This is a genomic window from Paraburkholderia sp. BR10954, from assembly GCF_040965775.1.
GTDB classification, from domain to species: Bacteria; Pseudomonadota; Gammaproteobacteria; order Burkholderiales; family Burkholderiaceae; genus Paraburkholderia; species Paraburkholderia youngii.
Genome location: NZ_JBFRCK010000003.1, coordinates 148,336 through 161,352, shown reverse-complemented (window position 1 = coordinate 161,352; position 13,017 = coordinate 148,336). Strand labels below are relative to the sequence as shown.

General features: G+C 65.4%; 5 protein-coding genes. 2 read left to right on the top strand and 3 right to left on the bottom strand.

All coding sequences use genetic code 11. The annotated features are described in order from the left end of the window. Window positions 1-139: 139 nt before the first annotated feature. Window positions 140-2,794, bottom strand: a complete 2,655-nt coding sequence (locus tag AB4Y34_RS05720) for a heavy metal translocating P-type ATPase (RefSeq protein ID WP_368715490.1) — start codon at window positions 2,792-2,794, stop codon at window positions 140-142. A gap of 95 nt (window positions 2,795-2,889) precedes the next feature. After that, window positions 2,890-3,537: an FMN-binding negative transcriptional regulator gene (locus tag AB4Y34_RS05715; RefSeq protein WP_368715489.1), complete on the bottom strand. Its 648-nt coding sequence runs from the start codon at window positions 3,535-3,537 to the stop codon at window positions 2,890-2,892. A gap of 295 nt (window positions 3,538-3,832) precedes the next feature. Here AB4Y34_RS05715 and AB4Y34_RS05710 point away from each other — a divergent pair, with 295 nt between their 5' ends. Both AB4Y34_RS05710 and AB4Y34_RS05705 read left to right on the top strand, forming a co-directional pair. Further along, on the top strand, window positions 3,833-5,251 hold the full coding sequence (locus AB4Y34_RS05710; protein ID WP_368715488.1) for a DUF1254 domain-containing protein: 1,419 nt from the start codon (window positions 3,833-3,835) through the stop codon (window positions 5,249-5,251). A gap of 213 nt (window positions 5,252-5,464) precedes the next feature. Then, a complete protein-coding gene (locus AB4Y34_RS05705; protein WP_368715487.1) occupies window positions 5,465-9,247 on the top strand; it encodes a DUF748 domain-containing protein in 3,783 nt (1,260 codons plus the stop codon). A gap of 1,019 nt (window positions 9,248-10,266) precedes the next feature. Here the strand turns inward: AB4Y34_RS05705 and acnA are convergent. Then, window positions 10,267-12,981 (bottom strand): aconitate hydratase AcnA, encoded by a 2,715-nt coding sequence (gene acnA, locus AB4Y34_RS05700; protein ID WP_176378857.1) that lies wholly within the window; start codon window positions 12,979-12,981, stop codon window positions 10,267-10,269. Window positions 12,982-13,017 lie beyond the last annotated feature (36 nt).

The following is a 13,017-nucleotide window of genomic DNA, read 5'->3' as shown; positions in this document are numbered from 1 at the left end:
CCGCGAGCGGGCATCGGTTGACTGGTTTACGGCTCGGGAGACGGCGGGCTTGAGGGCGTATGAAAGGCGGCCGTAACAGGCTGAAAGGGGCCGCAATGGGCCCCCCAAAAGGACGAGACGGAAGGCCGGAAGGGTGTTCCTATGCTGCTTGGCGCGCCTGAGCGACGGTGCGACCGGGCGCTGTGCGCCAAGTCCGCAACAGCAGCGCATTGGTGACGACGCTGACGCTCGAAAACGCCATCGCCGCGCCCGCGAGCATCGGATTGAGCAAGCCGAACGCGGCCAGCGGAATGCCGATCAGGTTGTACACGAATGCCCAGAACAGGTTCTGCTGGATCTTGCGCCAGGTTCTGCGCGAGATGTCGATCGCATCGGCGACCAGCGCCGGGTCGCCGCGCATCAGCGTGATGCCGGCGGCGTGCATGGCGACGTCGGTGCCGGTTGCCATCGCGATGCCGATGTCAGCGGCGGCGAGTGCGGGCGCGTCGTTGATGCCGTCGCCCGCCATCGCGACGATGCCGGCGTGGCGCATCTTCAGGTCGCGGATCACGCGGGCCTTGTCGTCGGGCAGCACGTCGGCGTGGAATTCGTCGATGCCGAGCGCCCGCGCGACGCTCGCCGCACTGCCGTGGCTATCGCCGGTCACGAGCACGCTGCGGATGCCCATTTGCGCGAGCCGCGCGACAGCCGCGCGCGCGGTCGGCTTCACCGTGTCGCCGAACGCGATCAGCGCAAGCGCTTCGGGGGAGTCGGGCGCGCGCGTCATCAGCCACGACACCGTATTGCCCGCCGCTTCGAGTTCCTGCGCGCGCGCGGTGAGCGCGGGCGGCAGCGCGATATCGAGCTCATGCAGCCAGCGCGTGCTGCCGAGCGCGAGGGTGCGGCCGTCGACGTCGGCTTCGACGCCCCGGCCGGCGACGGCGCGAGCGGCGGTGGCGCTTGGCCCGCCGGCTTCGCCAGCGAGTTGCCCGAGTTGAGCCTCGGACGCGCGCACCACCGCCCGCGCCAGCGGATGATCGCTATGCCGCTGCACCGCCGCCGCGAGCGCGAGCGCTTCGTCGCGGCTCACGCCGCCGACCGGCTCGAACGCCGTCACCGATGGCTGGCCGAGCGTCAGCGTGCCGGTTTTATCGAACGCGACGATCGACACGCGATGCGCGATTTCGAGCGCTTCCGCGTCCTTGATCAGCACGCCGTGGCGCGCGGCGACGCCGGTGCCGGCCATGATCGCGGCGGGTGTCGCGAGTCCGAGCGCGCACGGGCAGGCGATCACCAGCACCGCGACCGCGTTCAGGATCGCGGTTTCCGCGCCCGCGCCGGCGAGCAGCCAGCCGATCAGCGTCAGAGCGGCGAGCGCGAGAATGGCCGGCACGAAGATTTCGCTGACGCGGTCAACCAGCCGCTGAATCGGCGCCTTCTCGGCCTGCGCGCTTTCGACGAGCCGGATGATGCGCGCGAGCGTCGTCTCCGCGCCGATCGCGGTGGTCGTCACCACGAGCGCGCCTTCGCCGTTGATCGAGCCGGCCGTGACGGCGTCGCCGGTCTGCTTCGGCACCGGCAGGCTTTCGCCGGTGATCAGCGCTTCGTCGATATGCGTGCGGCCTTCGAGCACCGCGCCGTCGACCGGCACGCGCTCGCCCGGCCGCACGATCACGATGCTGCCGACCCGCACCTGCGCGAGCGGCACCTCGCGTTCGCCGGCGCCGTCGCGGATGCGCGCGCGCTCGGGGCGCAGCGCGTTGCGCGCGCGGATCGCGTCGGTGGTCTGGCGCTTCGCGCGCGCCTCGAGCCATTTGCCGAAGCGCACCAGCGTGATCACGACTGCCGATGCCTCGAAGTACAGATGCATCGTGTCGCCCGCATGCACCGCGAGTTCGTAGACGCTGATGCCGTACGCCGCCGATGTGCCGAGCGCGACCAGCAGGTCCATGTTGCCCGCGCCGGCGCGCACCGCGCGCCAGGCGGCGCGATAGTAGCGCGCGCCGAACACGAACTGCACGATCGACGCGAGCACGAACTGCGACCACGCCGGCAGCATCCCGTGCAGGCCGAACCATTCGCCGAACATCGGCGCGACGAGCGGCAGCGTCAGCAGCGCGCACGCGCCGACGCTCGCGAGGTCGCGGCGGATTTGAAGCTGCTTGCGGTCGACGGCCGGGGCAGGCGTCGTGTCGAGGATGTCGCTGACGGCGCCAGTCGAGGCGGCCGTCGCCGCCATTGTCTCTACCGGAGCGACAGCAGCGGGCGGCGCGCTCAGCGTCGCTTCGTAGCCGGCCTTTCTGACGGCGGCGATCAGCGCGGCGGCATCGGCGGATGCGGTGCCTTGCGGATGAACGGTGGCGGTTTCGGTCGCCAGATTGACCGACGCGCGCGCGACGCCAGGCACCTTCGCGAGCGCCTTTTCGACGCGCAACGCGCAGGCCGCGCAGGTCATGCCGCCGATCTCCAGTTCAGTGGTCGGCGGCGTGTCGGCGGGTGTCGCGGCAAGCGTCGCGATTGTCTGTTCGGCGACATCGGCGTTGGCGACCGGTGTCGCTTCGTATCCGGCCTTGCGCACGGCCTCGGCCAGCTGCTGAGGCGCGAGCGTCGCGTCGCTTTCCACGCGGGCGCGCTCGGTCGCGAGATTCACCGATGCGCGCGCCACCCCCGGCAGCCTGCTCAGCGCTTTTTCGACGCGGCTCGCGCACGACGCGCAAGTCATCCCGCCGATGTCGAGTTCGACGACGCGCGTGAGTGAAGGGGAAGGGGAAGGGGAAGCGTCGGCGGGGCGCTGCGGGTTGGCAAGTCCGGTCATGGCAGGCAAGGCTCGTGGCGGCATTGGGCCGCATGGTGAAGCCAGTATCGACCTTCCCATGACGGGAAGGTCAAGGCCGGATTATGCGCCCGCCGTCAAAACGCCGGCGGCGCATCGAGCATCGCCTGTCCCACCGCTTTCTGTTGATCGCCGTCGCGCGCGAGCAGCGTTTGCGCCGCGCCGCGCCGGTCTTCGGCCGCCTTGTTCTGGCCGAGCTTCCATTTGCCGACGAGCCGCGTCACTTCGATCTCGATCCCGACGATCGCGCCGAGCATCTGCGCGATGTAGTCGGCCGGCGCGTCGCCCATCTTCCACGGCACCGGCTCGCCGGCTTCCATCTTGCGCGTGAGTCGCGCGACGAGGCCGCGTACGAACGATTCATCGTCATGCACCACAATCCTGCCATGAGCATGTACGACCATATAGTTGTAGGTCGGCACCTGTTTGTGCGTTTCGTGTTTGCTCGGGTACCAGCTCGGCGAAATATAGGCGGTCGGCCCCTGGAAGATCACGAGCGCTTCGGGATGAGTCGCGGCTTCCTGCCAGACCGGGTTCGCCCGCGCGACGTGCGCGCGCAGCACCAGACGTGCCGAATCCGCCGCGTCCGCCTGCGCCTCGAACGGCAAATGATTCGCGTCGAGCCCATTGGGGCCGTGCGTAATCAGCGCGCCGAAAGAGTGCTCGGCGATCAGGCGGTGAAGAACCTCCGGACGGTTCTCTTCGAAATGGGCGGGCATGTACATTGAAACGCTCCGAATGCAGGACGACGAAAGAGTGAGGGCGAATCGGCGAGACGGCGGATCGACGGATCCGCGAATCAAAAAGCATCGCGCGCTCGCGCGAGCCGTTGGCGCGGGAACATAATGTGGCAACGACGCTGCTTTGTGCTTGCCTGGCTAGCAAGGATACGATACAACGCGAGGTTGTCGGAATCGCAATCCGCGGACTCGCTGCGCAGTGTTTCGGGAGAACCGCGCATGCACGTGGCGCTGCACACCGGCATCTCCTATAGGGCTGCACGCTCCGCACTCTGAACGAATGATAAAAAATCTCCGAGAACTGTTTTTGCTGCAACGAACCTGCGTATCGCTCGCGGGTATCGCACTGCTGGCCAGCTGCGCGTCGACCCCCACCGCGACGCAACAAAGCAACGGCTGGGTCAAGGACGAAGTCGCCGACTCGTACCTATTCGGCTATCCGCTCGTGCTGATGAGCGCCGCGCGCGATGCGGCGATCGGCACCGAGCCGGGCCAGGCGCCGTTCAACACGCTGCGTCACGCGCAGGCGCTGCCGCCGATCGGCGCGACCAACCCGCCGCAGCCGAGCCTCGACACGCTCGACTCGACCGGCTGGCTCGACCTTGCAGCCGAGCCGGTGATCCTGGCGCTACCTGATTCGCATGGCCGTTACGTCGATGCGCGCGTGCTCGACATGTGGACCAACGTCGCGTGGTCGACCGGGCCGCAGTTCGCCGCGGGCACGGGCACTGCGAAGAGCTTGCGCGCGCAGACGATCGCGTTCGTCGCGCCAGGCTGGAAAGGCGAGCTGCCGAAGGGCGCGACCCGCGTCGAGGTGCCGACCCGCAACGCCTGGATCAGCGTGCGCGTCCAGGCGAGCGGTGCGCGCGATCTGAACGCGGTGCGCAAGCTGCAGCGCGCGATCCGTCTGGAGCCGCTGAGCGTGTTCGTCGGCGACGCCGAGCCGGCGGTGCCGCCGCGCGGTTACGCAAGCGGCGTCGCGGGCCCGAGCGGCACGCCGGCGCAGCAGGTCGCCGCGCTCGATGCGAGCGGCTTCTTCGGCCGTCTTGCCGACGCGTTGCCTGACAATCCGCCGACACCGGCCGATCCGCATGCGCTCAAATTCCTCTCCGACCTCGGCGTGACGCCCGGCGATCCCGTGACGCTGCCGAAGTCATCCGCTGTGCTCGCGGCCGGTCTCGCCGATGGTCGCGAGCGCGTCGCGACGCCGCCGTCGAATCTGCTGAGCGCGAACGGCTGGAGCTGGCTTGGCGACGGCGTCGGCAACTATGGTCCCGACTACGCATTGCGCGCGTATGCGGCGAGCGCGGAGTTGGGGATCGGTACGAAGGATGACGAAGTACGCGCGGTCGTCACGCAGGACAGCGACGGCAACACGCTGAACGGTGCGAATCGCTACGTGATCCACTTCGCGGCGAACCAGTTGCCGCCGGTGCGCGGATTCTGGACCATCACCGCGTACACGAAGGATGGCGCGCTGAGCGAGAACGCGCCGGCGCGGCTCGCGGTTGGCGATCGCAATGGCGCGCGCCGCAATCGCGACGGTTCGCTCGACGTGGTCGTGTCGTCGACGCGCAGCCGCATCGGCAACTGGCTGCCCGCACCGCGCGCGGACATGCAACTGGTGCTGCGCCTGTATGCGCCGAAGCCGCAAGCCACCGACGGCAGCTGGCAGCCGCCGCCGGTCGTGCGGCAATGACGTGAACGGCGCGCGGGCAAACCGCGCGCCGTCCGGTGTCGTTATCTAACGCGCGCGATAATTTTCTTCGCGAGAAAACCGGTCGGTCAGCAGCACGAATCGTCAAGGCGGGCCTGACATTCCTGTCTAACCATTGATTCAAGACTTATACTGCCGCATGCGGGATTTCTGTTTTTCGCGGCGGGCTTGCCGCCGCATTCCTCCACATCGAGCATGGCAAGCCTCAATAAAGCATCGTTAGCCTCCTCCATTCAGACTGTGCGCGCAGTCGCGCAGTCGCACCGTACGCGGCGAATTCTCGTCGGTCTGTTGATCTTCGTCGTCGTAATCGGCCTGCTCGGCTTTTTCGCGGCGCCGCCGCTGATTCGCCATATCGCGAGCCAGCAACTGAGCAAGCAGCTCGACCGGCCGGCGTCGATCGGCCGCGTTGCACTCAATCCGTACACCCTGCGTTTCGAAGCCGACAACGTGCATATCGGCGAGCGCGGCGGCGCGGGCGACTTCGTCGATATTTCGCGGCTCATCGTGAAGCCGTCGTGGAGTTCGCTGTTTCGCGGCGCGCCGATCGTCGACGAAGTGCAGGTCGATTCGCCGCGCTTTCATCTCGTTCGCCTCGATGCGCAGCACTTCAATTTCAGCGACCTGATCGAGAAGTTCGCGAACCAGCCGGCAAAACCCAACAGCAAACCGACGCAGTTCTCCGTCTCCAACATTCGCGTCGAAAACGGCCAGGTCAAGTTCGACGACCGCGTGCTTGGCACGAGCCACGTGATCGATCAATGGAAGCTCGGCATTCCGTTCATCGCGACGTTGCCGTCGAAGACCGATATCTTTGTCGAGCCGCTGCTGCGTGCGCGCATCGACGGCGACAGTCAGCTCGCGATCGACGGCAGGACCAAACCGTTCGCGGCGTCGCGCGAGTCGGAAGTGTCGCTGCGCTTCGACGATCTCGACGTGCCGAAGCTGGTGTCCTACGCGCCATCGAAGCTGCCGGTGATCGTGCAGTCGGGCAAGCTGTCCACTGACCTGAAGCTGAACTTCGTGATGGCGAACGACACGCCGTCGCTGCGCGTGGCCGGCACCGTCGACCTGAACGACGTGGACGTGCAGGATCAGGGCAAGGCGCCGTTTTTCGCCGCGCGCGCGGTGCATGTAGCGGCGGCATCGCTCGAGCCGTTGAAGAGCGTCTATCACTTCGACGATATCCGCATCGACGCGCCGAGCGCGAGTGTCGCGCGCGACAAGGACGGTGTATTGAGCGTCGAGCATATGTTCGCGCCCGCGCCCGGAAAACCGGCGGCAAAGGAAACCGCGGACACGAATGCCAAGCCCAAAACCGCCGCCGCCGAAAAAGCGGCCCCGCCGTTCGACGTCGCGATCAAACGTTTCGCACTCAACGATGGCACCGTCAACGTACACGACGAGGCCGCGTCCCGTCCGGTCGAAGCCGGTCTGCAAAATCTCGCGGTCACGCTGACCGATTTCTCGACGCTCGCGTCTGCGCCCGCCCATTACACGCTGAACACGAACCTGAAGGACGGCGGCGGTTCGCTTGCCGCCGACGGCACGGTCGGCCTCGCAGCCAAGACGGCGAGCGCGAAGCTCGATCTGAAGTCGCTGAAGCTGCCGCCGCTGCAGCCGTATCTCGACACCGCGACGTCCGCGCAGGTGCTCGATGGTGCGTTGTCCGCGACGACGAATATCGACGCGAACTGGTCGAAGTCGCCCATGGCGCTGACGGTTGCGGACACGAAGCTGGACATGCAGAAGGTGAAGCTCGCGGCGCGCGGCGACAAGACGCCGGTGATCTCGCTCGCGCAGGGCAACGTGGTGGTCAAGCAGGTCGACGTCGCGGCGCGCACGGCCGACGTGACGAGCGTCGACGCAACCGGCCTCGCGGTCGACGCGCAGCGCCTGAAGGACGGCACCGTCAATCTGAACGATCTCGCGGGGTCGCATCAACAGGCGACGGAGCGCACGGCGATTCACGCGGCGAAAAAAGCGCAGGCCGAGGGCCCCGCATGGCGCTACAAGATTGGCGAATTGACGCTCAAAGACGCGACCGCCGAGTTCACCGACAACATGACGGCGCAGCCGGTCAAACTGAGCTTCACGCCGGTGCAGTTGAAGGTGCAGCAGATCAGCGACGACCTGAGCCGACCGCTGCCCGTCGATCTGCAGGCGACGTTGAACAAAAAGGGCACGCTCGGCGTAAAGGGCGACGTCACGGCGACGCCGCTCAAGCTGGCCGTCAAGGTCAACGCGAATCAGCTCGACGCGGCCGCGTTCGAGCCGTACTTCGGCAGCCAGCTGAACGCGTCGCTCGCTAGCGCGCTGCTGAATGCGAACGGCGATCTCTCTGTCAGCCAGGCGAAGTCGCTGAAGGCGAACTTTCGCGGCGACATGGCGCTCGTCGCCGTGCGCCTGATCGACAAGGCGACCTCAGACCCGTTCGCAGGCTGGGGCTCGCTTGCGCTGACGAACCTGAAGGCCGATTACGACGAGCACGGGGGGACCGTGGTCGACGCGGGGCGTGTGACGTTCTCGAAGTTCTATGGCCGCGTGCTGCTCGACGCGCAAGGCAAGCTGAACTTGAAGGACGTGGTCGCGCACGAGGGCGGTACGACGCAGTCGCTGACGCGCAACAAGAGCGGCTCGCACCCGATTCCGCTGACGCCCGAGGCGGTGTCCGAAGCGGTCGCGGCGTCGGCGCCGGCGGCGGTCGCGGCAGCATCGGCTGCGGCGCCGGGCAAGGCAACCACCACGCCTGCGGCCACCGCCACGGCCGCGACGCCGCCACAAAATCCGCTCAAGATGCACTTCGGGCAACTGGTGTTGCAACAGGGCCGCGTGACCTACACCGACAACTTCGTCAAGCCGAACTACACGGCGAACCTCGTCGACATTCAGGGCACCATCGGCGCGTTCGGTACGGAAACGACCACGCCCGCACCGGTCGATGTCGCCGCGAAACTCGCGGCCAACGGTCCGCTGACGATTCGCGGCACCGTCAATCCGCTGATTGCGAAACCGGCGCTCGATCTGACCGCGACCGCGCACGACATCGAGCTGACCAACCTGACGCCGTATTCGGCGAAATACGCGGGCTATCCAATCACGAAGGGCAAACTCAACGTCGATCTGCACTATCAGCTTGCGAACGACCAGCTGAACGCGAACAACCACCTGTTCATCGATCAGCTGACGTTCGGCGATCATATCGACAACGACACCGCGACCAAGCTGCCGGTGCGTTTCGCAATCTCGCTGCTGAAGAACTCGCGTGGCGAGATCGACGTGAACCTGCCGGTGTCGGGCTCGCTGTCGAACCCCGAGTTCAGCATCGGCGGGCTGATCTGGCATGCGGTGCTCAATCTGCTCGAGAAGGCGGTGACCGCGCCGTTCTCGCTGATCGCGCATGCGTTCGGCGGCAATGGCGAAGACCTCGGCTACGTCGAATTCGAGGCCGGCTCCGCCACGCTCACCGACGCCGACAAGCAGAAACTCGACACGATCGTCAAGGCACTCACCGACAAGCCGTCAATCCGCATGGACCTGATCGGCCGCGTCGATCCGAAGGTCGACGAGCCGCCGCTGCGCACGCGGTACGTCGATCAGATGGTCAAGCGGCAGAAGATCAAGGACGCGGTGGGCAACGGCGAGAGCGTCGATCCGTCGACGGTCACGGTCGATCAGAAAGACTACGAAAAGTATCTGACCAAGGCCTACAAGTCCTCCGACTTCAAGAAACCGCGCAACTTCATCGGCATGACGAAGACGCTGCCCGACGACGACATGAAGAGCGCGCTCGCGGCCAACGCGCCGATCGACGACGCGAGCCTGCGCCAGCTTGCGCAGCAGCGCGCACAGAGCGTGCAACAGTACCTGGAGGGCAAGATCGACAGCAGCCGCGTGTTTATCGTCGCGCCGAAGATGAATCCCGACGATATCAAGGACAAGGGTGCGACGACGCGAGTCGATTTCGGCTTGAAGTGATGGTGGCGGGCGCTCAGGTCTGTTGCTTGTCACCCGACAGATTTTGCCGCGGCGTATCGTGCAGGCGCGGGCACATGGCAGTGGGAAACCGCTTTCGTCCAAAGCGGAGGCGGTATCCCGAGCACCTTTCTGCGCAATGGCATAAGCCTTGCAAGTGGTCCGGTCACTCCCATCCGGACAAAAGGACCATTGCCATGACGACTCTTACCATCCACGATCTGCCGCGTGTCGATCTGCTTGACCGAAAAGGCATGCACGCCATTCGAGGCGGTTTGGCGCTCTCCAGCGTGCTAGCTCCCACGGAGCCATGTCGATTGGCCATTCCGACTGATCCCTGTCGGTCGGTCATTCCCACCGAACCCTGCACGTCGTTCGCGAGCTAGGTGCGTTCCCGTCGAGTTGGGCACCAGAAAAACAAACGCGCCGGACATGGCGTACCGGCGCGTTTCATACAGGACACGTCTTCAGACGTATCTATCAGGACCGTTCAGTCCTGCGGGATGCTCGCTGGCTCTTGCCGAAGCCACGCGAGCGGCTTACATAGCAGTGGTCAGAGTCAGTATTCAAAGGCATTCCCTCCAAGGTGAAGTTGAGCATTCAGCCTGCGTTGCATCAGGAGGACGCGTCTCACGGGGCGCCGCAGCCAGGGACGGCGTGCGGCCGTCATATGTGCGCTGTGCACGAGCGCGGCGCTGACGCCCGGGGGTGAGACGCATCCCACACACGTCTTCTCATGATCGAAGACGCCCTCGGCGGCTACTCCAACTACTTCAACTGTTTGCCGCCTCAAGGAAAATGTAAGGTATTTCCCGCGAACAAGAAATTAGGCAGGTTGTCGCGCGGCATGTTGTCGTGATGCCGAACTCCGCGTCAGGTTCGAGTCCCCTTCGCATCCTGCGTGGCACGCCGAGAAGAACTAAAAAAAAAGCCCGACCTGAGGTCGGGCTCCAAAGTCGGCTGCGCCCTCCACAGGACGCAGCCCCTGCAAAACAGCGAGGCTACATGCGTTGCCGCGAGGCTCAAGCAGCCAGCAGCGAGCGCAGCACGAACGGCAGAATCCCGCCGTGCTTGTAGTAGTCCACTTCGATCGGCGTGTCGATACGCAGCAGCACCGGAACGCGCTTGTCGCCGTCCTTGCCGTGGATCACAAGCGTGACTTCCTGTTGCGGCTTGAAGTCGTCACCGAGGCCTTCGATGTCGTACGTTTCTTCGCCGGTGATACCGAGCGACTGTACGCTATCCGAGCCCTTGAACTGCAGCGGCAGAACGCCCATGCCGACGAGGTTCGAACGGTGGATCCGCTCGAAGCTGCGTGCGACCACGGCCTTCACGCCCAGCAGCTGCGTGCCCTTGGCCGCCCAGTCGCGCGACGAACCCGTGCCGTACTCTTCGCCCGCGAACACGATGGTCGGCGTGTCGGCGTCGATGTACTTCATCGCCGCGTCGTAGATCGACAGCTGTTCGCCGCTCGGCTGGTGAATCGTAAGGCCGCCTTCGACGCGCGTGCCGTCCGCCTTTGCCGGGATCATCAGGTTCTTGATACGGACGTTCGCGAACGTGCCGCGCATCATCACGTCGTGGTTGCCGCGACGCGAGCCGTAGCTGTTGAAGTCGGCCTTCTGCACGCCGTTTTCCTTCAGCCAGCGGCCTGCCGGCGAGTCTTCCTTGATCGAGCCTGCCGGGCTGATGTGGTCGGTCGTGACCGAGTCACCGAAGATGCCCAGAGCGCGCGCGCCCTTGACCGGCGCGATGCTGGAGGCCGGCGTCATCGAGAAGTCCTTGCCGAAGAACGGCGGCTCGGCGATGTAGGTCGACTTCGGCCAGTCGTAGACCTGACCTTCTTCGCCCTCGATCTTGCTCCACAGGTCGCCCTTCTTCGTGAGCTGCGAGTAGTTCTTGCGGAACGCGTCGGCATCCATCGCGTACTTCAGCAGCGCGTTGACTTCGTCGCTGGTCGGCCAGATGTCGCCGAGGTAGATGTCCTTGCCGCCCTTGCCCTTGCCGACCGGCTCGGTCATCAGGTCGCGCGTGATGTTGCCGGCGATCGCGTACGCGACGACGAGCGGCGGCGACGCGAGGAAGTTCGCGCGGATGTTCGGGTGGATACGCGCTTCGAAGTTACGGTTGCCCGACAGCACCGCTGCCGCGACGATGTCGTTCTTCGTGATCGCTTCGTTCAGTTCCGGCGTCAGGTCGCCCGCGTTGCCGATACAGGTCGTGCAGCCGTATGCGGCCAGCGTGAAGCCGAGCTTGTCGAGGTACTTCAGCAGGTCGGTCTTCGTCAGGTACTCGGTGACGATGCGCGATCCCGGAGCCAGCGACGTCTTGATGTGCGGAGCAACCGTCAGGCCAGCCTCGACAGCCTTCTTCGCGAGCAGACCGGCGGCGAGCAGCACGCTCGGGTTCGACGTGTTCGTGCACGACGTGATCGCGGCGATCAGCACGTCGCCGTTCTTCACGTCGACGCCGTTGCTCGTCGTGTATTGCGCGTCGAGATCGGCAGCCTTTTTCGCGAAGCCGTTTTCAGAGACCGGCTTCGAGAACAGGTCGGTGAAGGTCGACTTCACGTGGCCGATCTCGATGCGGTCCTGCGGACGCTTCGGGCCTGCCAGCGACGGCGCGACCGTGGCGAGATCCAGCGTGACGACCTTCGTGTAGTCGATGTCGCCATCGTCCGGAATGCCGAACAGCTCCTGCGCCTTGAAGTAGTTCTCGAACGCCGAGATTTCCGCTTCCGTGCGGCCCGTGCCGTGGAAGAACTCGATGGTCTTTTCGTCGACCGGGAAGAAGCCCATCGTCGCGCCGTACTCCGGCGCCATGTTGCCGATCGTCGCGCGGTCCGGCACCGACAGCGAGCGCGTGCCTTCGCCGAAGAACTCGACGAACTTGCCGACGACCTTCTCCTTGCGCAGCAGTTCGGTGATCGTCAGCACGAGGTCGGTCGCGGTCACGCCTTCGATCAGCTTGCCCTTCAGGTGCACACCGACGACGTCCGGCGTCAGGAAGTACACCGGCTGGCCGAGCATGCCTGCTTCGGCTTCGATACCGCCCACGCCCCAGCCCACCACGCCGATGCCGTTGATCATCGTCGTGTGGCTGTCGGTGCCGACCAGCGAATCCGGGTAGTACACGGTGTCCGCGCCGTCGGCCTTCTTGTGCACGCCGCGCGCGAGATATTCGAGGTTCACCTGGTGAACGATGCCGACGCCCGGGGGCACGACCTTGAACGTGTCGAACGCCTGCATGCCCCACTTCATGAACTGGTAGCGCTCGTTGTTGCGCTGGAATTCCAGCTTCATGTTCAGGTCGAGCGCGTTTTTCTCGCGGAAGTGGTCGACCTGCACCGAGTGGTCGACGACGAGGTCCACCGGCACCAGCGGCTCGATCGACTTCGGATTCTTGCCGACGGCCTTCGCTACGCCGCGCATCGCGGCGATGTCGGCGAGCAGCGGCACGCCGGTGAAGTCCTGCAACACGACGCGCGACACGACGAACGGAATTTCATCGACGCGCGCCGCGTTCGGCTTCCAGTTCGCGAGTTGCGTGACGTGTTCTTCGGCGATTTTCTTGCCGTCGTAGTTGCGCAGCACCGATTCCAGCACGATACGGATCGAGACCGGCAGACGGTCGATTTTGAGGTTCAGAGCCTTGCCGAGTTGCGGCAAGGAGTAGAACTTGCCTTTGCCGGAACCGCTGTCGAATTCCTTGAGCGTTTTGTGGAGGTTGTGGGCCATGGTGTTTTCCTTGGTTTGGATCGCGGAACTACAGTA